The organism is Streptomyces sp. NPDC020681 (assembly GCF_044334895.1).
Taxonomy (GTDB): domain Bacteria; phylum Actinomycetota; class Actinomycetes; order Streptomycetales; family Streptomycetaceae; genus Streptomyces.
Genome location: NZ_JBIRTX010000006.1, coordinates 47537 through 72210, shown reverse-complemented (window position 1 = coordinate 72210; position 24674 = coordinate 47537). Strand labels below are relative to the sequence as shown.

23 protein-coding genes are annotated in these 24674 nt (G+C 69.8%); 6 read left to right on the top strand and 17 right to left on the bottom strand.

Annotated features, from left to right (window positions below; all coding sequences use genetic code 11):
- Window positions 1-40: 40 nt before the first annotated feature.
- Window positions 41-2248, bottom strand: a complete 2208-nt coding sequence (gene fxsBH, locus ACH4YL_RS16150; RefSeq protein ID WP_398507959.1) for a radical SAM/SPASM protein FxsBH, inactivated beta-hydroxylase extension form — start codon at window positions 2246-2248, stop codon at window positions 41-43.
- A 20-nt stretch (window positions 2249-2268) separates the two neighbouring features.
- Window positions 2269-2433, bottom strand: a complete 165-nt coding sequence (gene fxsA / locus ACH4YL_RS16145; protein ID WP_398507958.1) for an FxSxx-COOH cyclophane-containing RiPP peptide — start codon at window positions 2431-2433, stop codon at window positions 2269-2271.
- Window positions 2434-2674: 241 nt separating this feature from the next.
- Here fxsA and ACH4YL_RS16140 point away from each other — a divergent pair, with 241 nt between their 5' ends.
- The gene (locus ACH4YL_RS16140) at window positions 2675-3595 is read left to right on the top strand and encodes a DUF4231 domain-containing protein (RefSeq protein WP_398507957.1); all 921 of its coding nucleotides are present in this window, start codon (window positions 2675-2677) and stop codon (window positions 3593-3595) included.
- 38 nt (window positions 3596-3633) lie between these two features.
- Here ACH4YL_RS16140 and ACH4YL_RS16135 read toward each other — a convergent pair whose 3' ends face one another.
- The 7 genes from ACH4YL_RS16135 to ACH4YL_RS16105 all read right to left on the bottom strand — a co-directional run bounded on the left by ACH4YL_RS16135 (window position 3634) and on the right by ACH4YL_RS16105 (window position 10410).
- Window positions 3634-4119 carry a hypothetical protein gene (locus ACH4YL_RS16135; protein ID WP_398507956.1) on the bottom strand — a complete coding sequence of 162 codons (486 nt, stop codon included), beginning with the start codon at window positions 4117-4119 and terminating at the stop codon, window positions 3634-3636.
- 134 nt (window positions 4120-4253) lie between these two features.
- Entirely contained in the window at window positions 4254-5153 is a 900-nt protein-coding gene (locus tag ACH4YL_RS16130) for a S1 family peptidase (RefSeq protein ID WP_398507955.1), read from the bottom strand.
- A 266-nt stretch (window positions 5154-5419) separates the two neighbouring features.
- Window positions 5420-6208, bottom strand: a complete 789-nt coding sequence (locus tag ACH4YL_RS16125) for a DUF1684 domain-containing protein (RefSeq protein ID WP_398507954.1) — start codon at window positions 6206-6208, stop codon at window positions 5420-5422.
- A gap of 4 nt (window positions 6209-6212) precedes the next feature.
- The gene (locus ACH4YL_RS16120; RefSeq protein WP_398508366.1) at window positions 6213-7517 is read right to left on the bottom strand and encodes an NtaA/DmoA family FMN-dependent monooxygenase; all 1305 of its coding nucleotides are present in this window, start codon (window positions 7515-7517) and stop codon (window positions 6213-6215) included.
- A gap of 11 nt (window positions 7518-7528) precedes the next feature.
- Entirely contained in the window at window positions 7529-8632 is a 1104-nt protein-coding gene (locus tag ACH4YL_RS16115) for an LLM class flavin-dependent oxidoreductase (RefSeq protein ID WP_398507953.1), read from the bottom strand.
- A gap of 49 nt (window positions 8633-8681) precedes the next feature.
- On the bottom strand, window positions 8682-8846 hold the full coding sequence (locus ACH4YL_RS16110) for a hypothetical protein (RefSeq protein ID WP_398507952.1): 165 nt from the start codon (window positions 8844-8846) through the stop codon (window positions 8682-8684).
- A gap of 361 nt (window positions 8847-9207) precedes the next feature.
- Complete coding sequence (locus ACH4YL_RS16105; RefSeq protein ID WP_398507951.1) at window positions 9208-10410, bottom strand: DUF5685 family protein; 1203 nt, start codon at window positions 10408-10410, stop codon at window positions 9208-9210.
- Window positions 10411-10697: 287 nt separating this feature from the next.
- On the opposite strand from ACH4YL_RS16105, the gene ACH4YL_RS16100 reads away from it, so the two are divergent.
- Window positions 10698-11135: a cell division protein SepF gene (locus ACH4YL_RS16100; RefSeq protein WP_398507950.1), complete on the top strand. Its 438-nt coding sequence runs from the start codon at window positions 10698-10700 to the stop codon at window positions 11133-11135.
- Window positions 11136-11227: 92 nt separating this feature from the next.
- Here the strand turns inward: ACH4YL_RS16100 and ACH4YL_RS16095 are convergent, their stop codons facing one another.
- On the bottom strand, window positions 11228-12418 hold the full coding sequence (locus ACH4YL_RS16095; protein WP_398507949.1) for an acyl-CoA dehydrogenase family protein: 1191 nt from the start codon (window positions 12416-12418) through the stop codon (window positions 11228-11230).
- Window positions 12419-12557: 139 nt separating this feature from the next.
- On the bottom strand, window positions 12558-14237 hold the full coding sequence (locus ACH4YL_RS16090; RefSeq protein ID WP_398507948.1) for an MFS transporter: 1680 nt from the start codon (window positions 14235-14237) through the stop codon (window positions 12558-12560).
- A 426-nt stretch (window positions 14238-14663) separates the two neighbouring features.
- Here ACH4YL_RS16090 and ACH4YL_RS16085 point away from each other — a divergent pair, with 426 nt between their 5' ends.
- Complete coding sequence (locus tag ACH4YL_RS16085) at window positions 14664-15641, top strand: phosphatase PAP2 family protein (protein ID WP_398507947.1); 978 nt, start codon at window positions 14664-14666, stop codon at window positions 15639-15641.
- Window positions 15642-15716: 75 nt separating this feature from the next.
- Here ACH4YL_RS16085 and ACH4YL_RS16080 read toward each other — a convergent pair whose 3' ends face one another.
- Window positions 15717-15932, bottom strand: a complete 216-nt coding sequence (locus ACH4YL_RS16080) for an I78 family peptidase inhibitor (protein ID WP_398507946.1) — start codon at window positions 15930-15932, stop codon at window positions 15717-15719.
- Window positions 15933-16374: 442 nt separating this feature from the next.
- On the opposite strand from ACH4YL_RS16080, the gene ctaD reads away from it, so the two are divergent.
- A complete protein-coding gene (gene ctaD, locus ACH4YL_RS16075) occupies window positions 16375-18090 on the top strand; it encodes a cytochrome c oxidase subunit I (protein ID WP_398507945.1) in 1716 nt (571 codons plus the stop codon).
- Here ctaD and ACH4YL_RS16070 read toward each other — a convergent pair.
- Window positions 18050-19006, bottom strand: a complete 957-nt coding sequence (locus ACH4YL_RS16070; protein WP_398507944.1) for a helix-turn-helix transcriptional regulator — start codon at window positions 19004-19006, stop codon at window positions 18050-18052. The two genes, ctaD and ACH4YL_RS16070, sit on opposite strands and share 41 nt — an antisense overlap.
- A gap of 63 nt (window positions 19007-19069) precedes the next feature.
- On the opposite strand from ACH4YL_RS16070, the gene ACH4YL_RS16065 reads away from it, so the two are divergent.
- The gene (locus tag ACH4YL_RS16065) at window positions 19070-20245 is read left to right on the top strand and encodes an epoxide hydrolase family protein (protein ID WP_398507943.1); all 1176 of its coding nucleotides are present in this window, start codon (window positions 19070-19072) and stop codon (window positions 20243-20245) included.
- Here the strand turns inward: ACH4YL_RS16065 and ACH4YL_RS16060 are convergent.
- The 4 genes from ACH4YL_RS16060 to ACH4YL_RS16045 are packed head-to-tail and all read right to left on the bottom strand — an operon-like array spanning window position 20217 to window position 24148.
- Complete coding sequence (locus ACH4YL_RS16060; protein WP_398507942.1) at window positions 20217-21002, bottom strand: hypothetical protein; 786 nt, start codon at window positions 21000-21002, stop codon at window positions 20217-20219. The genes ACH4YL_RS16065 and ACH4YL_RS16060 overlap by 29 nt on opposite strands.
- Window positions 20999-22276 (bottom strand): glycosyltransferase family 4 protein, encoded by a 1278-nt coding sequence (locus ACH4YL_RS16055; RefSeq protein ID WP_398507941.1) that lies wholly within the window; start codon window positions 22274-22276, stop codon window positions 20999-21001. The genes ACH4YL_RS16060 and ACH4YL_RS16055 overlap by 4 nt, the downstream gene beginning before the upstream one ends.
- Window positions 22277-22329: 53 nt before the next feature.
- A complete protein-coding gene (locus ACH4YL_RS16050; protein ID WP_398507940.1) occupies window positions 22330-23625 on the bottom strand; it encodes an ABC transporter substrate-binding protein in 1296 nt (431 codons plus the stop codon).
- Window positions 23603-24148 (bottom strand): hypothetical protein, encoded by a 546-nt coding sequence (locus ACH4YL_RS16045; RefSeq protein ID WP_398507938.1) that lies wholly within the window; start codon window positions 24146-24148, stop codon window positions 23603-23605. Before ACH4YL_RS16045 ends, ACH4YL_RS16050 begins: the two co-directional genes overlap by 23 nt.
- A 106-nt stretch (window positions 24149-24254) precedes the next feature.
- Between ACH4YL_RS16045 and ACH4YL_RS16040 the strand changes: the two genes are divergently transcribed.
- Window positions 24255-24674 carry a hypothetical protein gene (locus tag ACH4YL_RS16040; RefSeq protein WP_398507937.1) on the top strand — a complete coding sequence of 140 codons (420 nt, stop codon included), beginning with the start codon at window positions 24255-24257 and terminating at the stop codon, window positions 24672-24674.

Genomic DNA, 24674 nt, shown 5'->3' with positions numbered 1-24674 from the left:
CTCCCGCAGCCGTTCCACCAGCGGGCCGGCGGCACGGCGCTCAGCCACGGCCGTGCTCCTTGCGGAGCTCGTCCAGCAGGCGCCGCCCGCCGACCGTCAGCTCGGCCGCGCGCTCCAGGGTCTCCAGCGCGCGCCCGGCCCGGTCGGCCTCGTCCGGATCGAAGGCCTCGAGCCCGATCCGCTCGTACGCACCTGCCAGCAGTTCGGAGAACGGAACCGGCTCGTCCTGCCAGGGCGCCGGATGCTGCCACCAGCCGTCCTGCGCGTAGAGATCCGTGACATCGACCAGGGCACGCAGTTTGGCCCTCCGGAAGCCGCGCAACAGCGCGACCGCAAACTCCTCGGCAGTGGCGGGCAGTGCCATGCCCAGCGCGCCGTAGCCGTGCCCGCCGACCGACGGCCCGCCCGATGTCAGCGGTGTCAGCGTGGTCAGGCTGTCGGCGGCCTCCGCGGCCTGTTGCGGCACCGCGTCCTGGAGCAGGGCCCAAGCCTTGATGAGCCGTTCGCCCCACAGCGCCGCCTCACGGGAGTCGAGCCGCTCGCGCGCGGGTGCGTCGAAGCAGTCGCGGTGCGGATCGAGGTCGTCCAGCCGCAGCGCCGGCGCGCCTTGGCCGCCCAGTGTCCGTACGGGCAGCCAGTCGTCGCTCTCCTCGTCGATGCGTACGTGCCGGGCCTCCTGGCCCGCGATCAGCACCCGGAACCCGTCGTCGGCCGCGCACACCTCGGCCTCACCGTGCTCGCCGGAGCCCGCGAGCCGCAGCTCGCCGAGCGTGGGCAGCCAGAGCCTGCCGTCCCTCCAGGGCACGCGGACTGTGGCGTCGAGCCCGCCTCTGATGACAGCGGTCGCGACATACGAGGGCAGCCGGAGCGCGAGTTCGGCCGCCTCCGGCCGTCCTTCGCGCAGCGCGGCCAGAGTGTCCCGCAGCCAGCTGAGGCTGTACGGGTGGCCGAGGACCGGGTCGAGGGCGTCCGAGCGCTCCTCCAGAGCGGCCGCCAGCTCCCAGGCCTCGCGCCAGGCTTCACCGCCGCGTCCTTCGAGCCCGATGTTGACGGTGGCGAGCAGATAGCGGGTGAGGTCCTGGTGGTGGGCCGCGAGAACGCCGGGATCAGTGACGGCGGGAGAGACGGTCGCCGCGGCCGTGCGCTGCTCGATGCCGCGGATCAGCGCTTCGAGGTCGGCGCAGTACACCGAGGTGTTGTCGAAGTCGTTCCGTGAGCTGTAGCGGTGGGTGTAGAGACCGCCGCCGCAGGACCGTACGACCGGGCACTGCCTGCACGTCTCGCTCACTCCGGCAAGGCCGAGCTGACGCGCTCTGACTCCCGGGTGGGCCGCGACCTCGTCGAAGGAGTGGGCGAACACATCGAACCCGGTGGCCGCGGCGCCTTCGTAGGCGCTCTTGAGCGAGTCGACCTGTTCCAGCGTGCCGTCGGTCTCCACGACCACGAGATCGGTGGGTGCCAGGCCTAAGGACTCGGTGAGGCTGGGGCCGCCGGAGAGCGTGGAGAGCACGGACTCGAAGAGCCGTACCGGCACCTGCCTGCCCTGTGCGTCCCAGCGGTCGAAGATCTTCAGCAGCCACTCGGCATAGGCGGTGGGAGAGCCGTCCGGACGGGCGGGCGGGTCGTCCCAGGTGGCGTGCGGCAGCAGGAAGTCGATACGGGGCGGTTCGAGCTCGGCGAGCGCGTCGTAGGCCGCGATCGGGTCGTTGGCCACGTCGATCGTGCACAGCAGGCCGAGATAGAGATGGCGGTAGCGCTCCTCGCGGAGCAGATCGACGGCTCTGAGGACCAGCGGATGGCTGGTGCGGCCGTCCGCGAAGCGGCGATGGCGGTCGTTGGCGGCGCGGTCGCCGTCGAGGGAGATGCCGACCTTCAGGTTGTACTCACTGAAGAGGTCGAGGTAGCGGCTGCTGAGCTGCAGTCCGTTGGTGTGGATCCTGAGGTCGAGTTCGGCGACTGAGTCGAGGGCTTTGGTGAGCTCCTCACAGACGCGTCGCAGTCGTGCGGGTCCTGCCAGAAGTGGCTCCCCTCCGTGCAGGATCACTGACACGGAGGGCAGGGCATGTCTCTTGGCATGCTCGGCCAGTCGCAGAGCTGTCCAGGAAATCGCTTCGTCAGAGATCGCCTTCGGGCGGGTACGCCAGCTCTGATCAGCGTGTTCGTAGATATAGCAATGGTCACATGCAAGATCGCATCTGCTGTGAACCTTCAATACGATCTCGCGGAATGGGACCAAGGGTCCAGTCATTCCGCCAGTCTAGGCCCAGTCTAGAGAGCCGAGTTGAAGGTCGCGGCCCGCACGGTACGGCCGGCGGTGACGGGGATGACCCGGGCCAGCTTCTTGGCGGCGTCGTCGGCACGCACGTCGATCTGTGCCAGCGGGACTCTGTTCTTCTTCGCAGCGGCGAAGGAGGCGGAAGTCTGAAACGTCATGAGGGCCGTCCTTGATGTTGTGACCTGTTGTGTGCAGCACAGATACCACGCACCATTGCGATGCCGGCGGCACGACTTTACTCTCACATCCACTCGCAGCAACTCAGGTCGAAGACCTGTGGCCGCAGAGTTGCATAACATTCTCGCAGCAGAGTACGGAACGAGCCATTCCGCCTAACGAGTGACGACAAAACTGCAGACGGGGGTGCACATGACCGGGATTCCCGGCCCACTGCAAAGCATGGTGTTCCGTAACAACGATCTGCCGGTTCTCTTCCATCACACGGACGCCATAGCCATCGCCCGTCAGCGCGAAGCTGTCGGCGCCACCCGCTATCAGCTGCTGTTATTGGTCGTGGGGGCGGCGATGGCCGCGCTCCCCTCGAACCTGACACGCGCTGACAGCTTCCAACTACCGGGCGCACTCAGCGCGTTGGCGTACGCCGGCGTGCTGGTGATCAGCTACCGCGCTTCGAGGCGCAGAGCAAAGTCGCATTGGCAACTAAACCGCTCCGCGGCGGAGTTCATCAAGTCCGTCTGCTGGCGCTACTCCGTCCATGGAGCCCCCTTCGAGGCCGCCTCGGCCCTCGACGCCAACTCCCCGGATTCCGACGAGCTGTTCAGGGTCCGGCTGGAGGAAGGGCTGCGGGAGCTGACCAAGGTGGGCTGGCAGGATCCGCGTACGACCGTGCCCAAGGTGGCCGGCGCGGAGCTGATCACCACGGCCATGCGGCAGCTGCGCGCCAAGCCTTTCAGCATACGCAAGGAGACCTACATCAGGGACCGGCTGATCGAGCAGCGGAACTGGTACCACCGGAGCGCCGACATCTACCGCCGCGTCACCATGCTCTGGTCGGTCTCGATCGGACTGCTCACGCTGCTTGCGCTGTTCTTCGCTCTGCTGCGGACCTTCTCGCTCGCCGACTCCCTTCATGTGGCAGGGGTGTTGTCGGCCGCGGCGGCCGCGTGTCTGGCCTGGAGCGAGATCCGCCGCCATCAACCCCTCATCGCGGCCCACTCGTTGGTCGAGGAGGACCTTGCGGCGATGCACACGGCGATGGAGACCACGGTCTCCGACGCGCAGTGGCCTTCGGCGGTGTACGAGACCGAGCGCATCGTGTCGCCACAGCACACCGACTGGCTGGTGCGGCACCGGAGTTGACGCCACATCAGCGAGGACGCCGTTCGAAGACGCAGTTCTCAGTACGGCGGCCGTTCCAGGCCCTCGCGCCAGATGACGGTCACCGGCTTCCCGCGGTCGCGCGCATACCGCACGATGTCCGCCGTACCGCCGAGGCCGCGGGCCGGCAGGCCGTCCCAGACCGCGAGGAGCCGGTCGCAGTTGTCGGCGATATAGGCGCCGGCCGCGTAGTAGGCCTCGTCGGTGGAGTACGGGAAGGCCAGCTGGATCTCGCGCGTGGCGCGGCCCCTCAGCTGCTGGTAGCGGGCCAGTTCGGCCGGCGCCCGGAAGCCGCTCTCGTAGTCGTCGCTCGGAATGACCACCGTCAGTTCCGCCCCGCAGTCCAGGGCGATGTCGGCGAAGAGCTGGTCCGCGCCGGCGGCGAGGCTGGAGAGCGCCTCCATGGAGCCGTCGAGACCGCGGAGCACGGCGCGCATTCCGGCGGAGATATGGGCGTAGGCCTCAGGGGGAATGCCACGGTGGCCGGTCACTCCAATGCGTTTCACTGCCCCGCAACCCCCGTCCCGCCTGTGCCCGACCTTCTGACATCCTCTCAGACACGGACAAGCCGACAAGACGCCGAGCCCCCGTCCTTCATACGGACGAGGGCTCGACTGCTGCTTACTGCGGTGGTCGTGCCTCAGTAAACGCTGACTCCATAGGCGCTGAGCGCCTCGGTGACCGGCTGGAAGAACGTGGTGCCGCCGGAGGAGCAGTTGCCGCTGCCGCCGGAGGTCAGGCCGATGGCCCTGCTGCCGGAGTAGAGCGGGCCGCCGCTGTCGCCGGGCTCGGCGCAGACGTTGGTGCGGATCATGCCGTAGACGATGTCGCCGCCGCCGTAGTTCACCGTGGCGTTGAGGCCGGTGACGGAGCCGCTGTGGGTGCCCGTGGTGGAGCCGCGGCGGGTGACGGACATGCCGACCGTGGCGTTGGCGGCGCTGGTGATGTCCTGGCCGCCGACGGTGCCGGGGTGGGACAGCGAGGTGTTGGAGTAGCGCACCAGGCCGTAGTCGTTGCCCGGGAAGCTGGAGCCGGCCGTGGGGCCGATGGTGGTGGTACGCGAGGAGTTGGTGTACCAGGTGCCCGCGCCGTCGGTGCAGTGACCGGCGGTCACGAAGTAGTAGGTGCTTCCGCTGCGGACGTTGAAGCCGAGCGAGCAGCGCCAGCTGGAGGCGTAGATGGCGTCGCCGCCGGCGATGAGCTTGGAGAAGGTGCCGGGAGTGCGCTCGACGCGAATGGCGCCGGCGTTGGCTCCGGCCGCCTTCTTGATCTTGGCGATCTCGGCCTTGGAGACGGTGCTGTCGGCGGTGACGAGCAGGGTCTTGGTGGCGGGGTCGATGTTCCAGGCGGTGCCGGCCACATCGGCGTCGAGCACGGCGTCGCTCGCGGCGGTGAGCTGGTTCGCGCTGAAGGTACCGGCCTGGTCGGCATTGGCCGCGGGGACGGCCATGGCGGCAGCGGCGACGAGGCCGGTGGTTACGGCGATCAGACGGGTACGTCTCGCCGTGGCACTGCGGGGGGTGGTGCGCTTGATCCTCACTTGTCGTTCCTCCATGGGGGAATCGGGGGCCCGTTGTGGGGTTCGGGGCCCGTGAGGCGCAGCCATGGAACACTTCCGACGCGAGCATGTCAATCACGTTCGCTTTTCGGACAAGCCGTGCTCCTGACAAGCGCTGTTCGGGAGTATTCGGTGCGTCAACTTCCGGCGCAAGGGCGTCTTTCGGCCGCTGCGCGCACCCACGACTCATGGCCCCGGCAGCCAAGTGGCCATCGGGGCTGTGCAGTCCATCCGGTGGGTCAGACGGGTCAGCCGCTCCGCAGGTTCCGTTCTCCGGCGTCGATTCCGACCGGGAGGGTGTTGCCGGGCGGCGGGAAGGGGCAGATGAAGTGGTCCGCGAAAGCGCACGGAGGCAGCAGCGAACGGTTGAAGTCGACGGTCACCGTGTCGTCTTCGGCGGGCGGCGCGGGCCGCAGGAACCGGAAGCGGTAGCTTCCATTTCCGCTGGTCGCGTCGGCGAAGACGGCCCAGAGCGAGCCGTCCGCCTCGACGGCCACCTGCAACGTGCGCTCCTCGCCGTCGAGTTCGAAGACGATCTCGCCGCCGAGGCCGAGCCCACGCTCGCGTCCGTCCGCGTTCCGCACCCGTACGCTGCGCGGTTCGTCGTACGGACGGAACCGTCCCGGCAGCGACCAGCGGGCGTCGTACGCGCTGGCCTCGATGCCCTGGAACGCCTGCCGCGCGGGTGATCGGGGGTCGAAGTCCCGTACCGCCCATAACCCTTCGCGGCGCATCACGACCAGTCGTCGTTCGCCGTGCGCGACCCGGGACGCGTGGATCGGCCCGTGGTCGGCGGCGAGACGGATTTCGCCGGTCAGCGGCTGTCCGTCGATGGTCAGACCGTCCTCGGCGGCGGCCGTCAGCACCACGTCCTCACCCTCTTCGCGCCACCCTCCCGGCACGGCCGGAATTCGCCCCTCCGGGTAGTCCGAAAGCCAGTACGTGCCGATCAGCGAGAGCGGACCGTGTGGCGCCGAGACCGTCGCGGTGCGCTGTTCCTGCCAGTTCTTCCAGTCCTGCTGGGCGTCGGAGGTCATGTCGTCAACCTTTCCACACGGGTTCGCCCAGCCCGAGATGCGAGCGCAGCGTCGAGCCGGCGTACCGCGTACGGAAGGCTCCGCGCTCCTGGAGGAGCGGCACCACCTGCTGGACGAAGTCGTCGAGCCCGCCGGGCACGAGATACGGGACGAGGACGAAGCCGTCGGCCGCGTCCGAGGTCACGAACTCCTCCATGGCCGCGGCCACGGACTGCGCGGTGCCGATGAAGGACGGCCTGCTGGTCGTCTCGATGACGGTCCCCCGGATCGACAGGCCCTTGGCCTGCGACAGCGCACGCAACTCGGCGGCGACGGCCGACGGATCGCCGGCCCCGACCCGGCCCTGGACGAACGTCGACTCCGGGTCGGGGCCCGGGTCGCGGTCCGGGTCCGGGTCGAACTCGGGCATCGGCCCGTCCGGATCGTACGAGGACAGGTCCCGGCCCCAGATCCGCTCCAGCGCGACGATCGCGTGCTGTGGCGAGACCTGCTGTCTGCGGATCTCGGCGGCCTTTTCCTGCGCCTCGGCGTCGGTGGCCCCGAGGACGAAGGTGACGCCGGGCATGGCCAAGAGGTCGCCGGGGACCCGGCCGTACTTGGCGAGCCTGCCCTTGACGTCGGCGCAGAAGGCACGGCCCGCCTCCAAGGTGCCGTGCCGGGAGAAGACCACGTCCGCGGTGGATGCGGCGAGCTCGCGGCCTTCGTCGGAGTCGCCGGCCTGGATGACGACGGGGTGGACCTGCGGCGAGCGCGGGACGGTGAACTCGCCCTCGATCGTGAAGTGCTGTCCGGTGTGGGAGAAGGGCCTCGGTGTTCCGTCCGGCGTCCAGGAGTCCCACAGTTCGCGGGCCGTCGCGACGAACTCGGCGGCCCGGGTGCGGCGGTCGGCCGGGTCCAGGTAGCCCCCTCTGCGGAAGTTCTCTCCGGTGGAGTCGTCGGAGGAGGTCACCACGTGCCAGGCGGCGCGTCCGCCGCTGAGATGGTCCAGCGAGGCGAGCCGACGGGCCAGTTCGTACGGCTCGTTGAAGGTGGCGTCGACGGTGGCGGCGAGGCCGAGCCGGTCGGTGACGGCGGCGAGGGCGTTCAGCACGGTGATCGACTCGGGTCGGCCGGCCATGTCCAGGTCGTGGATGCGGCCTCTGTGCTCGGGCAGCCGCAGCCCGTCGGCGAGCAGGAGGAAGTCGAACAGGCCGCGTTCGGCGGTGCGGGCGAGATGCTCGAAGGAGGCGAAGTCGATCTGGCTGCGGGAACGGGGATCGGTCCAGACGGTGGAGTTGCCGGGGTCCGGGAAGTGGGCCGCGAGATGCATCTGCCGTCGCGTCATGATGCCTCCGTGGTCACGGCGTACGGGCTGGTCGCGGCGTACTGCTCGGTCACGGCGTACTGGTTGGCCGGCCGGGCGAGGCCCAGGTGCTCGCGCAGCGTGCCGCCCGGATGGAAGGTGCGGAACAGACTGCGGTGCTGGAGCAGTGCGACCGTGCCGTTGACGATCCGCTCCAGGTCCCGGTGCGGGGCGATCGGCGCGAGGTGGAAGCCGTCCACCGCTGCCTGGGCGTGCCACCGGGTGATCAGTTCGGCGAGGTCGACCGGACCGCCGCTGTAGTACGAGCCCTTGGCCGCGAGCCGTGGCCCGCTGTCCAGGCCGGGCTCGCGCGCGGACTCGTTCGCGCCGAGGTCGACGACGAGCGTGAGAAGGACGCGCAGGGTGGCGGGGTCGCGGCCGTGCGCCGCGGCCCGGCGACGGAGGTCGTCCCGCAGCGCGGCCGCCTTCTCGGGCGAGCCGGCGCGGATGAGCGCGACGTCGGCGTGCCGTGCGGCGGCGTCCCTGCCCGGCTCGGCCGTGCCGTCGACGACGATGACCGGGTGTCCCTGCGGCGGCCGGGGCACGATCGACGGTCCGCGCACGCTGAACGTGCCGCCCTCGAAGTCGACATGGTGCAGCTTGTCACGGTCGATGAAGCGACCTGTCGCTCTGTCGCGGATCTCGGCGTCGTCCTCCCAGCTGTCCCACAGCCGGGCGGCGGCGTCGGCGACCTCGCCGGCCTCCCGCCACAGGTCGGACGCGGGTGCGGGCAGGCGGCGGCCGAAGAGCCGGCTCTCGGCCCCGGTGGTCGACACGTCGACCTGCCAGCCGGCCCGGCCGCGGCTCACCCAGTCGAGCGTGGCGACCGCCGTGGACACATGGAAGGGCTCGGTGTGTGTGGTGGTCACGGTCGGCACCAGACCGATCCGTTCGGTGGCCGGTGCGACCCGGGAGAGCACGGCGAGCGCGTCGAGTCCCGGCCGTGCGAAGGAGTCGCCGAGCGTGACGAAGTCGAGTGCGCCGCGCTCGGCGAGCCGGGCGAGTGCGACGTAGTACGCGGCGTCGTACCGCGCCGGGCCGTCGAGAGCGACGGCCAGGTGCAAGGGGCGGATGGCGGACATGGGGTTCCTTCGAGGTCTGGTCGTACGGTCTGGGGGGAAGGACCGCGGGTCAGGCGGTGAGCCGGGGACGGCAGGAGGGATCGCGCAGAAGGCAGAGCGCGGACCGCGCGGACGCGTACGACTCGGGCGGATCGGCGGCCGGCCGCTCAAGGAAGCCGGTCGGGCGCGGACCGGCTCCGATCACGACTATCGAAGGCTCTGTGGGCACAGCCATGCGAAGGCTCCGTGGATGCAGAGATCGAACACGGGATGCCTTCACCGGAAAACGCGAGGTGGACCGAGCCCCTCAGCACGATCCGTTGCCGAGGCTAGGCGCTCGGCACAGGCCGCTGTCAAGCCTGTCCAGACTGTGAGCCGTACGTCGCAGGTCAGTTGACGCGGAAACGGATGCCTGTTCAACTTGGGCCATGCATGCGCAGCAGTGGCTGGTCAAGCGCTCCCACATCGACCTCGGTCGCGTGTGGTCCGCGTCCTGTTGAGCCGTCGAGCCGACCCCGCTGCTTCTCTCTTTCCCGTGCCTTCACCGGCACCGCACCACGCAACCCCTCCCCTCACGCCGCTGAACTGACGTCGGGTCAGCAGTCGCAACCGCAGCAGTCGCAGCAGTCCGGGCAGTCGCAGTCCCGACAGCAGCCTTCGCGCTTCTTGCGCGACCAGGGACCCTCGTACTCCTTGGCGCAGCAGATCTGGCAGGTGCAGAAGAGCCCGGTGAAAACCGCGCAGCCGGCCAGGAAGCCGCGCCGCTTGGGCGTGGGCGGTTCGCCGCCGCCGAACTGCGGGGGCAGCCCGCCCGGCCCGCCGGGCACGCCCGGGTTGCCGCCGCCGTAGGGGTTGTTCGAGCCGTACGGTCCTTGGCCGCCCGGCCCGTAGCCGCCGCCCTGGTACGGATTCTGCGGTGCGCCGGAGCCCTGGTGCGAGCAGGTCGTCGTGCCGAAGGCCCGGTTCACCGAGGTCCGCAGCTCGTGCGCGAGCAGCACATGCACGAGCTTGTCGTCCACGAAGCGGACATCCCTCAGCGCGAGCCGGATGCCGTGCAATGCGTCGTCCGCGAGCCGGCGGGCCTCGGCCAGCGATGTGCCGGTGGCCGTGAGCGGGTTCCAGGCACCCGACGCGGCGTCAGCTTCCCTGTCCTCCACGGCATCCAGCAGATGAGCCAGCCGCCCGAAGAGCTTTCCGGCCTCGGCGAGAGGTGCCCCGTTCTCCGGCCGTCCGGCGAGCACGGCGGTGTGCGCGAAGGCGGCCGCCGTCGCCGTCTCGGTCGGTTCGGTGACGGTCAGCAGCGCGGTGCCCGGTCCGGCCAGCGCCTCGATGCCGGTCTGCCGGTCGACGGCGTCGAGCAGCACGGCGGTGTCGAAGCCGAGCTCGGCCCCGGTGCGGGCGCCGGCCCTGTCCCAGCCGGCGGCGACCCGGCGCGCGGCGGCGGCCACCGGCCTGCGGGCCAACACCCCGTCCCGGTCGGCGACGTGGTCCCGGATCTTCGCCGAGGCCAGCACCAGCGAGACGGCCGCCGCGAGCCGTGCGCCCTCGCCGCGGGCGACCGGCGCGGTGCGCATGGCGCGCAGCGGGCAGGGCCCCGCGGTGCGCCGCGATGCGGAGGTGCGCTCGGCCTGAGCCTCCGTCAGAACCGAGACGATCAGGCCGTCGTAGTTGGTGACGACCCGGGCGAACTGGCCGTGGTCGGAGCGAAGTGCCAGGCAGAGCCCGCAGAGATGGGCCATCCACTCGGCCTTGAGCCCGTCCGTGAGCCGGTGGGTGCAGGGTCTGACGATTCCGAACACGACGGTCCCCCGAGAGTCGTTCGACAGTGCGGCAGGCATCGTATCCAGTGGCCGGTTCACCCGTACGTCCCCGACGTCACCCATCTGGCCCGACTTTCATATTTTGCGATGATCACGGGCCTTACGGAGGAAGAATCTTGACGAATCGCCACATCTTCTGCACCAGTACCGTCACGAATCCCCTGCACGGCGACTATCTACTTGGCGCGGGATCCGCACTATGGACGACCATAGGGGTGCGGAAAGACGGAAGACCGCAGTGAGCACTGCAGTGAAAGGAGGCGTCCATGGGATCTGTGCGCAAGGCGAGTGCCTGGCTGGGGCTCGTCGAGGACAGCGACGAGCCTTACTACGACGACGAGTACGCCGAGGGTGCTGAGTCGGGCGACGCGTGGGTCACCGACCCGCGGGTGCGCGTGGCCTCCGAGTCCGCCCAGGAAGCGGGCCGCCGGATCGCCACCGTCTCGCCCTCCAGCTTCCGGGACGCCCGTGGCATCGGCGAGCTGTTCCGGGACGGCGTCCCGGTCATCGTGAACCTCACGGCCATGGAGCCGGCCGACGCCAAGCGCGTGGTGGACTTCGCCGCCGGGCTGACCTTCGGGCTGCGCGGTTCGATCGAGCGGGTGGCCACCAGGGTTTTCCTGCTGAGCCCTTCGGACACGCAGGTGATGAGCGGCGAGGCGGCGAGCCGTACGCACAACGCCGGCTTCTTCAACCAGAGCTGAGGCCGCGGTGGTTTTCCGGCCGGGGGTCCGGGGGTTGCCCCCGGGAAATGCAGCAACCAGAGCTGAGCAGGGCGCTCGCGGCCCCCTCCGGTCTACCGGAAGGCGTCCAGGCCGGTGAGCGCCTTGCCCAGCACGAGCTGGTGCATCTCGACGGTGCCTTCGTAGGTGAGCACCGACTCGAGGTTGGTCGCATGGCGCATCACGGGGTACTCCAGCGAGATTCCGTTCGCACCGAGGATGGTGCGTGAGGTGCGGCAGATCTCGATCGCCTCCCGCACATTGTTGAGCTTCCCGAAGCTGACCTGCTCCGGCCGGAGTTTCCCGGCGTCCATCCGGCAGCCCAGATGGTGCGCGAGCAGGATCCCCTTGTGCAGTTCCACCGCCATGTCGGCGAGCTTGGCCTGGGTGAGCTGGAAGCCACCGATCGGCCGACCGAACTGCTCCCGCGTACGCGCGTACTCCAGCGCCGACTCGAAGCTCGAGCGCGCGGCGCCCATCGCGCCCCAGATGATTCCGTAGCGCGCGTGGTTCAGGCAGCTCAGCGGGCCCTTGAGGCCCGTGACGTCCGGCAGCACCGCGTCGGCGGGCAACCGGACCTCGTCCATGACCAGTTCGCTGGTGACGCTGGCCCGCAGCGACCACTTGTGCTTGATCTCGGGCGCGGAGAAGCCGGCGGCGTCGGTGGGCACCGCGAAGCCGCGGATTCCCTCGTCCGTCTGGGCCCAGACGACGGCGACGCCCGCCACCGAGCCATTGGTGATCCACATCTTGCGGCCGGTCAGGACCCAGTCCGAGCCGTCGCGCTTGGCGTAGGTCCGCATACCGGCCGGGTCGGAGCCGTGGTCGGGCTCGGTGAGGCCGAAGCAGCCGATGATCTCGCCGGCCGCCATGCCGGGCAGCCAGCGCTGCTTCTGCTCCTCGGAGCCGAAGCGGTGGATCGCGTACATGGCGAGCGAGCCCTGTACGGAGACCAGCGAGCGGATGCCGGAGTCGGCGGCCTCCAGCTCGAGACAGGCCAGTCCGTACTGGACGGCGGTGGCGCCCGCGCAGCCGTAGCCCTTGAGGGACATGCCGAGTGCGCCGATCGAACCGAGTTCACGGGTGAGTTCGCGGATGCCGGGCAGCTCGCCGCGCTCGTACCAGTCGGCGATGTACGGCAGGACGCGGTCGGCGGCCCAACTGCGCACCGTGTCGCGGATCGCGAGGTCCTCGGGGGCGAGCAGATCGTCGATGCCGAGGGGGTCGGCGGCGTCGAAGGGCGCGGGCTTCGAGGGTGCGGACATGACATGGCCTCCGGCGGCGCTCGCTGAAGCGAGTCGCGGTTCGCATCACGGTCGGACAGCGGATCGAGCAGAGATCGGACAGCGGATCGCCCAGAAAACTAGCAGTGTTAGTTACTGGTCTCCGCGACGACGTTACGGCTCAGTGTGCCGCGCGTCCAGACCCGGTCGCCTCGGCGGGCGTACGGCTCGCCGGGATGGAGACCTCGGACCGCCGCGGCCGCGGGTACGTCCCGGCCTTCTCCGCCTTGCCGGTCTTCTCCGTCTTCCCGCACTTCTCCACCGCGGCGCACTCCATGACCCGCGGCAGCTTCAGCGCTGCGAGCGCGCCCAGCAGCAGCAGTCCCGCGCTGACCAGCAACGTGACATGGAGGCCATGGACAAAGGAGTGGCGTGCCGTGGAGCGCACTATCTCTCCGGCCGAGCCGCCGAGCCGGTCCGACACCTGGTACGCCTCGCCCAGAGAGTGGGACGCGGCGGCACTGGCCGAGCCCGGCACTCCGGCGAGCGAGCCGAACGCGGGCGCATACGCGGCGTTCATGATGCTGCCGAGCAGCGCGATACCCATCCCCGCGCCCAGCTGGTACGAGGTCTCGCCGATCGCCGCCGCGCCGCCCGCCTGCTCCTGCGGGGCCTCGCTCAGCATCGACTCGTACGCCGCGAACAGCGTGGTCTGCAGCCCGAAGCCGAGCAGCACGAAGCCCACGGTGAGCAGCAGTGGCCGGTCGTGCTGGCCCATCAGCACCAGCAGCAGCACGGCGGCCGCGGTCAGCACAAAGCCCCAGCCGACCATCCGCCGCGGGCCGACGCGGCGGAGTGTGTACGAGCCGGTGGCGCCGGCGGCCATCGCGGCGAAGGTCAGCGGCAGCAGCCGCAGACCAGTCTCCAGCGGGCTGAGACCGAGGATCAGCTGGAGGTACTGGACGGCGATCAGCTCGAGGCCGACCAGCGCCAGCATGGCGAGGACGATGCAGCCGACGGAGGTGGAGAAGGCGGCCCTGGCGAACATCCGCATGTCGATCAGCGGATGCTTGTGGCGCTTCTGCCGCCGCACGAACAGGGTCAGCAGTACGGCGCCGACCAGCAGCGGACAGACCGTACGCACGTCGAGGAGGTCCCCGCCGGCGCCGAGCCGCTTGATTCCGAGGACCGCGCCGAGCACGCCGGCCGCGGCCATCAGCGCGCCGAGCACGTCCCAGGGCCCGTCGGAGTCGCCACGGGACTCGGGCAGCAGCCAGCGGCCGATGGGCAGGATCAGGGCCATCAGCGGAATGTTGATCAGGAAGACCGAGCCCCACCAGAAGTGCTCGACGAGAAAGCCGCCGAGCACCGGCCCGGTGGCGGCGCCGACCGCAGCCACCGCGGTCCAGATGCCGATCGCCATCGCCCGCTCGCGCCGGTCCGGGAAGACGGCGCGGAGGATCGAGAGCGTGGCGGGCATGATCATCGCGCCGCCGACGCCGAGCAGGGCGCGGGCCCCGATCAGCACTTCGGGAGTGGTGGCGAAGGCGGCGACCGCCGAGGCCGCGCCGAAGATCCCGTAACCGAGCAGCAACACCCTGCGACGGCCGACCCGGTCGCCGAGCGTCCCGAAGAGGATCAGCAGCGCGGCGCAGATCAGCGGGTACGCGTCCACGATCCACAGCAGCTCGACGCCGCTGGGCCGCAGATCCTCGGTGACGGCGGGCACGGCGACATGCAGCACGGTGGCGTCGAGGGCGACGAGCAGCAGGCTGACGCAGAGAACAAGAAGGACGACCCAGCGGTTGGCACCGCCGCCTACGGCACGGAGTCGTGCTCCGGCCGTGGTCGTCCCGTACATGTACGTACCTCCCAGTGAGTCCCTCGCCCTCGGCGGGCCAGCCGGGGACGGGTCCCACAGGGCGGTCCGGCATCGACGGGCGAGTGAGCCGTCAGCGTACGCGAGTTCCGGCCGGGCGCGCGTGGTCCATCTCTCACCTCGCAGGACACCGCAGTGTGGTGTACGCCACGCTCCCACGCCCGGCTTGAATCGATCTTGGGCTCTCGGCAACAGCAGGAAAATTCCGTACGGGGCGGCGGTGAACTGTAATTCGTACCGCACAAAGAGGCCCGGGAGCGGCCGCCTGGGCAATAGCGCGAACGGCCCAACGTATTTCCGAATTAGCCTGGAATAAATGCCGTTCTGAGACCTACTCCACATCACATCGTCATCACAAAGCCGCGGGAACGACCGAGCCGCACACTCACTCGCTGTAACGTCGATTGGGTGCGTACCGACATCTTTGCCCGCCTGGACCGAGAGCCGGAACCGCCGAAGATAGAGATCCCGCGGATGACCCGCACCCGTCTCGCCCTCTTCGGCGGGACGTCTGCGTTCTATGTCGCCATCGTCGTCGCCGTGTTGGCGTCGACCTGGCTGGTGATCATCGACTGGAAGATCATGCTGTTCCGGCCCTATCAGCAGTGGCCGGACCTGCACGCCTTTCTCGACTACTTCGTGGTGCTCGGCCAGCGCGGACCGACGGCCGTGATGGTCGCCGCCTGGCTGGGCTGGCGCTCCTGGCGTCAGCACACCCTTCGGCCCCTTCTCGTGCTCGGCGCCTCGCTGTTGCTGCTCAACGTGACGGTGGGCGCCGTCAAGATCGGACTCGGCCGGCTCGGCCCCCACTACGCGACCGAGATCGGATCCGCCGAGCTCTTCGCCGGCGGCGATATATTTCCTTCCGGGCATACCGCGAACGCGGTCGTGACCTGGGGAATCCTGGCGTATCTGGCCACCACCCCGCGGGCCAGACGCTATCTGTCGGCCCTGTCGGCGACGGTCTCCCTCGGCGTCGGACTGACCACCGTGTATCTCGGTACGCACTGGCTGAGCGATGTGCTGCTCGGCTGGGCGGCCGGTCTGCTGATCCTGCTCGCGCTGCCCTGGTGCGAGCCGCTGATCGGCCGCGCGGAGCGCTGGATCCTGTCGCTGCGGGACGAATGGCGGCTGCGCCGCAGGCTGGCTCCGTCGCTGCCGGTCGCGGCGGGCGGCCCGAGGCCCGGGATGTTCCCGCAGCGCCCGACGGAGGACGGTCCGGCCCGCGAGCCGGTGGCCACGGTGGGCGGGACGTCAGGTCCCAACGGCAGAACGACGGCCCAACTGGCCCAGACCCGGCCGCACACGGTGCGCTCCGAGCGGATGCCGGTCACGCCGTCGGGCAGCCGCCGTCCGCCCACGTCACGGCCTGTCACGGGCGGCTGATCGACAGCGCCGCACGTACAACGAAGGCCCCGACCGTCCCGGTCGGGGCCTTCGCCGTATGCAGCAGGGCCGGGCTCAGCCCTTCCAGCAGCGGATGACGGTGCCGCCCTCCACCTCGAAGTTCAGCCTGCCCTCCAGGTACTCCATCGTGATGATCGCGCCGGGCGGCAGCGCCCGGACGGTGGTCCAGCCGCGCTCGCGGGCCAGCCGCTCGGCGCCTTCCGCCGAGAGGCCGACATAGGAATCCGGAGCGTCGTCGGGCTGTACGGGAGGGGTCGGTATGGGTGCCATGACACCCACCGTAGGCGGCAGCGGACGGTGACGGAAGCGGGGCCCGATCGTCCTTAACCCATCCCGCGTACCTCACCGGTCACGCTTCTGTCACAGGATCACGACACGCGTTCAGCGCAAACTCCGTCACTCGAACGAGCAGTTCAACACTGCCAGCGCGGTAATTCCGTAGCTCTTGCCGATCATGCTAAATTCCCGCGTGGAATTGTCCGGGCCAAGCACCGGAGGGCGAATTGACGGACCGTGGAGAATTCACGGGTTCCTTACACAATCCCCCCGTGTGTTCGAGTGTCCGCACAGCCGTACCAGCCTTCCGGGAAGCGGTCCCAGGCGCATCCCGGCTCGTACGCACTCTGTCGGGCCGGCCCAGGTGGCGAGCATCATGGCCCGAGCCCGACACCTACGAGAACAGGCCCGAGCCGCGGACAGCGAGGGGGCAGTGATGGGTACGGAGACGGAAACCGCCGAGGCCACGGCAGAGTCCGTGCCGGGACGCCGTCCGGGCCGGGTGTTCGTGGACTGGCTGACCACCACCGATCACAAGAAGATCGGGCATCTCTACCTCATCACCTCGTTCCTCTTCTTCCTGATCGCCGGGCTGATGGCCCTGATGATGCGCGCCGAGCTGGCCCGTCCCGGGCTGCAGCTGATGACCAACGACGAGTTCAACCAGGCGTTCACCATGCATGGCACGATCATGCTGCTGCTCTTCGCGACCCCGGCCTTCGCGGGCTTCGCCAACGAGATCATGCCGCTGCAGATCGGCTCGCCCGACGTGGCCTTCCCGCGGCTGAACATGCTCTCGTACTGGCTGTATCTCTTCGGCGGGCTGATCGTGCTGGGCTCGCTGCTGGTCCCGAGCGGGCCGGCGAGCTTCGGCTGGTTCGCCTACGCCCCGCTCAACTCGCTGGAGCGCTCGCCCGGCATCGGCGCCGACATGTGGATCATGGGGCTCGCGCTCTCCGGCTTCGGCACCATCCTCGGCGCGGTCAACTTCATCACCACCATCGTCGGGATGCGCGCGCCCGGCATGACGATGTTCCGGCTGCCGATCTTCACCTGGAACGTGCTCTTCACCTCGATCCTGGTGATCTTCGCCTTCCCGGTGCTCGCGGCGGCGCTGCTGGTGCTGGAGTCGGACCGGCAGTTCGGATCGCTGGTGTTCCAGCCGGAGTCCGGCGGGGCGCTGCTGTGGCAGCACCTGTTCTGGTTCTTCGGCCATCCGGAGGTCTACATCATCGCGCTGCCGTTCTTCGGTATCGTCACCGAAATCCTGCCGGTCTTCTCCAGGAAGCCGATCTTCGGTTATCTCACGCTGGTCGGCGCGACGATGGCCATCACCGGGCTCTCCATCGTGGTGTGGGCACACCATATGTTCGCCACCGGGGCCGTGCTGCTGCCGTTCTTCTCCTTCATGTCCTTCCTGATCGCGGTCCCGACCGGAGTGAAGTTCTTCAACTGGACGGGCACGATGCTCAAGGGCTCGCTGTCCTTCGAGACGCCGATGCTGTGGGCGATCGGCTTCCTGGTCTCGTTCCTGTTCGGCGGGCTCACCGGGGTGATCCTCGCGTCGCCGCCGATGGACTTCCATGTCACCGACTCGTACTTCGTGGTGGCGCACTTCCACTACGTGGTCTTCGGCACCGTCGTCTTCGCGACCTTCGGCGGCTTCTACTACTGGTGGCCCAAGTTCACCGGCAAGATGCTGGACGAGCGGCTCGGCAAAATGCAGTTCTGGACGCTGTTCGTCGGCTTCCACGCCACCTTCCTGGTCCAGCACTGGCTCGGCGCCGAGGGTATGCCGCGGCGGTACGCCGACTATCTGGCGGCGGACGGCTTCACGGCCCTCAACACCTTCTCGACCATCGGCTCGTTCCTGCTCGGCATCTCGACGCTGCCGTTCCTCTACAACGTCTGGAAGACGGCCAAGTACGGGAAGAAGGTCGACGTCGACGATCCGTGGGGGTACGGGCGGTCGCTGGAGTGGGCGACGTCCTGTCCGCCGCCGCGGCACAACTTCCTGACCCTTCCCCGGATCCGCACCGAGTCGCCGGCCTTCGATCTGCACCATCCCGAATTCGCGGCCCTGGAACACGGGATGGACGAGCCGGAGGCAATCAGCCGAGGGCCCGGGACAGACGGTCCCGCACCGTCCTGATGTGCTCGGTGAGCTCCTTGGGCTCCACCACCTCGAAGTCGACGCCCATGAGCATCACATGGATCACCATCACATCGAGGCTCGCTGCGCCGGTGCGCAGCAGGCAGCTGGTGTCGTCGACCGCTTCGAGGACACCGGCGGACGGGCTGATGATCTGCGCGGCGGCGTCCGCGGGCGCATGGAGCCGGATGACGGCCTGTTCCGCGTACGCGCGGGTCGAGACGCCCCGGGAGACATAGGCGGCCAGATCGTCGGCGGGCCCGGTGCGCGGCTGGAAGCGCGGGCCATGCGGCGGCTTCGGCGTGATCCGGTCCGCCCGGAACGTACGCCAGTCCGCGCGGTCCACGTCCCAGCCGACGAGATACCAGCGGCGCTCGGTGCACACCAGGCGGTGCGGTTCGACGGTGCGGCGGCTGGTCGCCCCGCTGTGGTCGAGGTATTCGAAGCGCAGCCGCTCGCTGTCCCGGCAGGCGTTGGCGAGTTCGGTGAGGACGGAGGCGTCGAGCCGCTCGTGCTGCGCGCGCAGCATCGGCACGGTGAAGGCGTTGAGCGCGCTCACCCGCCGCCGCAGCCGGTTCGGCAGCACCTGCTCCAGCTTCGCCAGTGCGCTGACGGAGGTCTCGCCGATGCCTTCGATGCCGGTGCCCGCGGCGGTGCGCAGGGCCACCGCGACCGCCACCGCCTCGTCGTCCTCCAGCAGCAGCGGCGGCAGCTCGGCCCCCGCGCCGAGCTGATAGCCGCCGCCGGTGCCGGGGCTGGCGTTGACGGGATAGCCGAGCTCGCGCAGCCGGTCGACGTCGCGCCGTACGGTGCGCGGCGTGACGCCGAGCCGGTCGGCCAGATCGGCGCCGGACCATTCGCGGTGGGCCTGCAACAGGGAGAGCAGGCGCAGCAGTCTTGCCGAGGTCTCCAACATGGTCTTGAGTCTGCCAGCCATTGAGGACAGCGGCTGTCCGCAAGTCTGCGTACCGTGAGGGACATGGCAGACAACAGCGCACACCAGGAGATCCGGCCGTACCGGATCGAGACTTCCCAGGCGCAGCTCGACGATCTGAGCGATCGTCTGGCCCGCACCCGCTGGCCCGACGAACTGCCGGACGCCGGCTGGGCGTACGGCGCGTCCCTCCCCTACCTCCACTCGCTCGCCGAGTACTGGCGCACCGCCTACGACTGGCGCAAGCACGAGGCGCAGCTCAATGAACTCCCGCAGTTCACCACCGAGATCGACGGCGCGCAGGTGCACTTCCTGCACGTCCGCTCCCCGGAGCCGGACGCCCTGCCACTGGTTCTCACACACGGCTGGCCGGGCTCCGTCGTCGAGTTCCTCGATGTCATCGGCCCGCTGAGCGATCCGCGCGCCCACGGCGGCGACCCGGCCGACGCCTTCCACCTGGTCGTCCCGTCCATCCCCGGCTTCGGCTTCTCCGGCCCGACCAAGGAAGCCGGCTGGAACGCGAGCCGGGTCGCCAGGGCCTGGGCCGAGCTGATGCGGCGGCTCGGCTACGAGAAGTACGGCGCCCAGGGCGGCGATCTCGGCGCGATCATCTCGCCGACGCTGGGCCGGACCGCACCCGATGCCGTGGTCGGCGTGCATGTGAATGCCGCGTCCGTCGGCTTCATCCCGCTCGGCCCGGTGCCCGACGAGATCCTGGCCGAGCTCACCGACACGGAGAAGACTCGGCTGGCCGCCATCGGCAAGTTCACCGGCGACGGCTTCGGCTACAACGCCATCCAGTCGACCCGGCCGCAGACTCTCTCGTACGGCCTCACCGACTCCGCCGTGGGACAACTCGCCTGGATCATGGAGAAGTTCAAGGAGTGGACCCATGCCTCCGCCGAGCTCCCGGAGGACGCGGTCGACCGGGACAGGCTGCTCACCAATGTGATGCTGTACTGGCTGACCGGCACCGCAGGTTCGGCGGCCCGGATGTACTACGAGAACGGGCACACCGGCGACTGGTTCCCCACCACACGCTCCGAAGTGCCCACCGGCGTCGCGAACTTCGCCGAGGACGTGGCGATCCGGCGGTACGCCGAGGAGACCAACACCATCGTGCGCTGGACGGAGTTCGACCGGGGCGGCCACTTCGCCGCGCTCGAAGTGCCCGAGCTGCTGGTCGAGGACGTCAGGGCGTTTTTCGCGCCACTGCGGTGACGCGTACGGACAGCTCGTTGTCGCCCGTGTAGCAGGGGATGGCCCGGAAGGTGTCCGTCAGCAGCGGCGGATAGGAGAAGATCACCTTCTTGTCCCAGACGTCGTCGAGGATGCGGGCGATCCGCGTCCCGGCGGCGTCCTCGGCGGGCAGCAGCCACAGGTCCCACCACTGCTCCTTCGGCACGGGCTGCTCGATCAGCGACTCGTACGCAACGGTGAAGGCGAAGGCGGGCCCCTCGCGTGTGACCTCGAGCCGGTGTACGCGGTCGGTGCCGCGCAGCCGGGCCTCGGCCACGGCGCTCTCGGCCAACTCGGCGCCGTACAGCACACCTTCGACGGTCATCGTGGAACGGCCGGGCGCGCAGCCGATGTCGCCCGCCTCGGCGTGCGGCATCCGCAGCCAGCTGCGGACCGCGAGCCGGCCCTCCGGTGTGGCGTACGGGATGCGGGCGGCGACCGGGCGGCCGGTCGCGGGTACGCGGCCGATGATCGTCCGCAGATCCCGGACGCCCGCGTCCACGGCGTCGTCCTGGTCCGTACGGATGTCCCAGTGGCCTTCGGCGAGTTCGGCGTCGGCGGGCAGTTCGGCGCGCGCGGTGCCGTCGTCCGAGACGGTCAGCGGCAGTCGCCACTCGTCGTCGGCGCCGCGGCGCTTCAGCACCAGCGGCGCCTGCTGCCCGGCGACGGTGAAGGCAAGCGCGCCGTCGGCGCCGGCCACGCAGTCCGCCCGCAGGGCCTGCTGTTCGGTCGTGGTCATGAGGTCTTTTTGGCCTTCCGGATCGTCGCGGCGGCCAGATACCGCATTGCGTACGCACCGCCGAACACCGCGGCCCGGCCATGGTGCACGGTGTCCCGGAGCGCGCTGCGGCCGCCGGGGCGCGCGACCAACTCCGTGAACAGCGCCTCGTGCCGCTCGGCGATCCGCGCGGGGTCGAAGCGCGCGGAGGCGGCGAGCGCGGCCCGGCCGGTGCGCAGCCGCAGTTCGTCGTCCTCGACCAGTCCGAGCAGCGCGTCGGCGACGGCGTCCACATCGCCGACCGGCACGAGCCGGCCGTCGACGCCGTCCTCGATGATCTCCCGCGGTCCGAGCGGGCAGTCGGTGGAGACCACCGGCAGCCCGCAGCGCATCGCCTCGACGATCGTCATGCCGAACGACTCGTGGGTGGAGGTGACGGCGGCGATCGAGCCCTTGACCCACTCCGCCTCCAGCGGACTGGCGGGCCCCATCAGATAGACGTGGTTGTGCAGTTGGCGCTCTTCGATGAGGGCGCGCAGCGCGTTCCGCTCGTTGCCGGTGGCATCGCCGCTGCCGTAGATCCGCAGCCGCCAGTCGGGGCGGGCGGCGACCACCTTGGAGAAGGCCTTGACCAGCAGGTCGTACTGCTTGACCTTGGTCAGCCGGCCGGCCGCGACGACCCATTTGCCGGAGCCGTCGGCCGGCCGGACGGCGGGCATCGGCACGGCGTTGGGCACGGCCGCGATCCGTACGCCGGGCAGATGGAGCCGCGCCCGGTAGGCGCGGGCGTCCGCGTCGGTGACCGTGGTGACCGCGTCGAGCAGCGGATACCGGTGCGCGATCTCCCGGCGCAGCCGGTAACCGTGGCTGTCCAGCGTGAGGTGCTCCTGGCCGACGCGGACCGGCCCGCGCCGGGTCTGGCGGGCGATGTGCACATTGAGCCCGGGGCGGGTGCCGACGACGACATCGGCCTCGAGCGATCCGAGATGCGCGGCGATCCGGTCGTCGGTGAGCCTGCTGTACTGCTTGACCCTGCCGTCGCCGCGCGGGAATACCTTGGCGGGCCGCCGCTGGTCGGGGTGGTCGCCGTCGTAACCGGGGCTGTGCCTGCGCTGGTCGACGAGGTGCTTCATGGTGACGCCGGCGGGAGCGCCCATGGCGGGCTCGTCACGGTGGCGGAAGACGGAGACGATCTCGACGTCGTGCCGCTCGGCCAGCGTCTGGGCCAGCGTGAAGGTCGTGCGGATCGTGCCGCCGATGCCGTACGCGTTGTGGAGCAGGAACGAAATATGCATACGGCGCTGCATCCCCCAGGTCTCTTTCTGTACAGACCGACTTTACTTCGCCGCTATGGCCGATACGGGAGCTGGGGCACATCGAAGCAGTTCTCGGTCATCTCGCCGCCCTGGGTGACCCAGCCGCGGCCGTCCTGCCAGCGGGCGACGGACAGGCAGGTGTTGCGGGTTTTCGGGGGTTCGGCGAGTCGTTCGTACCGGACGGGCAGCAGCAGTCCGTCGGCGGTGTACGGCTCGGACCGGCTGACGAACCGTTCGACGCAGGCCCGGGTGAGGTCCGCCGTACAGGACTTGACGGCGTCGGTGAACCACATCGCGGCGGCCCAGCCCTCCAGCTGCCACTGCGAGAGTTCGCCGCCCTTCGCCTTCATCGCGTCGCGGAACGCGCGGACGGCCGGCTGGTCCGTGGCTTCGTAGTTGCGGCTCGATCCGGTGACCCACAGGGCGTTGCGGCAGGCGGACGCGTCCTTGAAGTCCCGGGCCACGGAGGACGACCAGTTCTGGACGTTGGTGACTTTGGCGGTGACCCGTGCGCCGACGGCGTCCATCGCCTCGCACAGCTGCGCGTTGCCGTGTGTGTCCATCGCGTCGAAGACCAGGTCGGCGCCCTGCTGTTTGATGTCGGCGGCGACGGCGCGGAAGTTCGGCAGCGCGAAGTCGACCTGTTCGGCGACGACTCGGTAGCCCTCGGCCTTGAGGCCGTCGGTGATCAGCCGGGCGTACGCGGCGGACGATGCCTGGTTGTAGGAGACGACGGCGGCGGTGCGCGCGCCCTGTGTGGTCTTGAAGTAGCGGTACACCTCGGTGCCGCCGTACAGCGTGCCGCCCCAGCCGGTCGTGCCGTTGCGCGGCGCGAGGCTGCCGTAGATGCCGTACAGATGCGGATAGGTGTCGTACGCGGGTCCGATCGGCTGGCCGCCGATGTCGGGGACGCCGGCCTTGGAGACCAGCGGCGCGCCCGCGTAGTCGAGGGCGGCGGTGGCGACCAGGGCGAACACCTTCCGCTCGTCGACCAGCTTGTGCACACATTCGTTGTTGCCGACGCCGCTGCCGCCGTCGTCGCAGGTGATCACCTCGATACGGCGGCCGTCGACGCCGCCCTTCGCGTTGAGCGCGTCGAAGTAGGCCTTCGCTCCCTCGCCGGGGCCGGTGAAGGCTGCGCCCCCGACCGGGCTGGTGGCGCTGGCGATGACGCCGACGCGGATCGGTTCGGCGGCGTTGCTGCGAGCGGGTGACGTGGGCGACGCGCCGCTTTCGAACGCGCTCTGAGGCAGCCGGCTGCCGCAGGCCGCGCTCCCGATCAGGAGCGCCGCGAGCAGCAGGGCTTCAGCAGCCCGGTGCGGCCGCATTGCCGCTGAGCTTGACCAGGGCGCACAGCGTCTTCACGGAGACCTTCCAGGTCTCGTCCTGGTAGACCGATGTGCCCTTGGAGCCGGGCAGCGCGGGAGCGCCGCCGACCAGCAGGTCATAGGTGACGGTGGCCTCGGTGGGCGAGGTGAACTGCACGTCCGTGACCTTCGCGGAGGACTGCGCGGCGTTCTTGTCGCCGCCGAAGGCAGCGAGCAGCGGACGCAGGTCTTCGCCGTTCTCCAGCACCTTGACCTTGGCTTCCGTGCTCGCTTCGGGGTCGAAGAAGGTCGTCCAGTTCTGCTCGATCTCCGCCTCGGCCGCGGCGGGGTCGGCGGGGCCCTCACCGGCCGGAGGGCTGGTGCCGGGCTCGGTGGGCGGGGCCGTCGTGGCCGTCGCGGTGGGAGTCGGAGAGCTGCCGGAGCCTCCGTCGCCGTTGTCGGAGCATGCCGCCGTGGCGGGTACGAGTACCAGCACGGCGGCGGCCGCCCATGCCGCGGTTCTTGAGTGCCTGACGTGGACCATCTGGCTCACCACCGGTTGTCGGCTTCCAGCGTCTGTCGGTTCAGGGCATAGTGCAAGGAATCGGCGTACATCACCAGACCGTCACCAGACCCGGGAGGGCCGTGCGATGCCGATGTCCCGACTGCTGTGGTGGGGCGGGCTCGCGGCTGCCGCCGGTGGCGCCGTGCTGAGCGTGATCGGCTGGTACGGGGTGTCGGGCGAGCGGTTCGCCGAGCGGCAGATTCCCTACCTGGCGTCCTGCACGGTGCCGGGCGCGGCACTGCTGGTGGCGGGGGCGGTGCTGCTCGCGGCGGCGCTTCGCTCCACGGACGTACGGCCTTCGGCCTCGGCCGGCACGGAGGAGCCTTCGCCGTCCTGGGACGTGCCGCCGCGGCAGGCGCCGTCGTCGGACGGGCCGCCGCTGTGCGTGCCGGGCGGAACGCTGGCGCACCGGCCGGACTGTCCGCTGGTGGCCGGGAAACCGGAGGCCGAGCCGGTCGGGGACCGTGAACTGGACCCGTGTCCCGTGTGCGAGCCCAGGACCTGA

Bases quoted from the DNA above. Each gene is read 5' to 3' on its own strand.
- ACH4YL_RS16040 (WP_398507937.1), top strand. From the start codon at position 24,255: ATGCCGATGTCCCGACTGCTGTGGTGGGGCGGGCTCGCGGCTGCCGCC.
- fxsA (WP_398507958.1), bottom strand. From the start codon at position 2,433: ATGACGTTTCAGACTTCCGCCTCCTTCGCCGCTGCGAAGAAGAACAGA.
- ACH4YL_RS16060 (WP_398507942.1), bottom strand. From the start codon at position 21,002: ATGACCACGACCGAACAGCAGGCCCTGCGGGCGGACTGCGTGGCCGGC.
- ACH4YL_RS16100 (WP_398507950.1), top strand. From the start codon at position 10,698: ATGGGATCTGTGCGCAAGGCGAGTGCCTGGCTGGGGCTCGTCGAGGAC.
- ACH4YL_RS16125 (WP_398507954.1), bottom strand. From the start codon at position 6,208: ATGACCTCCGACGCCCAGCAGGACTGGAAGAACTGGCAGGAACAGCGC.
- ACH4YL_RS16090 (WP_398507948.1), bottom strand. From the start codon at position 14,237: ATGTACGGGACGACCACGGCCGGAGCACGACTCCGTGCCGTAGGCGGC.
- ACH4YL_RS16070 (WP_398507944.1), bottom strand. From the start codon at position 19,006: ATGTTGGAGACCTCGGCAAGACTGCTGCGCCTGCTCTCCCTGTTGCAG.
- ACH4YL_RS16115 (WP_398507953.1), bottom strand. From the start codon at position 8,632: ATGTCCGCCATCCGCCCCTTGCACCTGGCCGTCGCTCTCGACGGCCCG.
- ctaD (WP_398507945.1), top strand. From the start codon at position 16,375: ATGGGTACGGAGACGGAAACCGCCGAGGCCACGGCAGAGTCCGTGCCG.
- ACH4YL_RS16080 (WP_398507946.1), bottom strand. From the start codon at position 15,932: ATGGCACCCATACCGACCCCTCCCGTACAGCCCGACGACGCTCCGGAT.
- ACH4YL_RS16055 (WP_398507941.1), bottom strand. From the start codon at position 22,276: ATGCATATTTCGTTCCTGCTCCACAACGCGTACGGCATCGGCGGCACG.
- ACH4YL_RS16045 (WP_398507938.1), bottom strand. From the start codon at position 24,148: ATGGTCCACGTCAGGCACTCAAGAACCGCGGCATGGGCGGCCGCCGCC.
- fxsBH (WP_398507959.1), bottom strand. From the start codon at position 2,248: ATGACTGGACCCTTGGTCCCATTCCGCGAGATCGTATTGAAGGTTCAC.
- ACH4YL_RS16050 (WP_398507940.1), bottom strand. From the start codon at position 23,625: ATGCGGCCGCACCGGGCTGCTGAAGCCCTGCTGCTCGCGGCGCTCCTG.
- ACH4YL_RS16120 (WP_398508366.1), bottom strand. From the start codon at position 7,517: ATGCATCTCGCGGCCCACTTCCCGGACCCCGGCAACTCCACCGTCTGG.
- ACH4YL_RS16110 (WP_398507952.1), bottom strand. From the start codon at position 8,846: ATGGCTGTGCCCACAGAGCCTTCGATAGTCGTGATCGGAGCCGGTCCG.
- ACH4YL_RS16095 (WP_398507949.1), bottom strand. From the start codon at position 12,418: ATGTCCGCACCCTCGAAGCCCGCGCCCTTCGACGCCGCCGACCCCCTC.
- ACH4YL_RS16065 (WP_398507943.1), top strand. From the start codon at position 19,070: ATGGCAGACAACAGCGCACACCAGGAGATCCGGCCGTACCGGATCGAG.
- ACH4YL_RS16140 (WP_398507957.1), top strand. From the start codon at position 2,675: ATGGTGTTCCGTAACAACGATCTGCCGGTTCTCTTCCATCACACGGAC.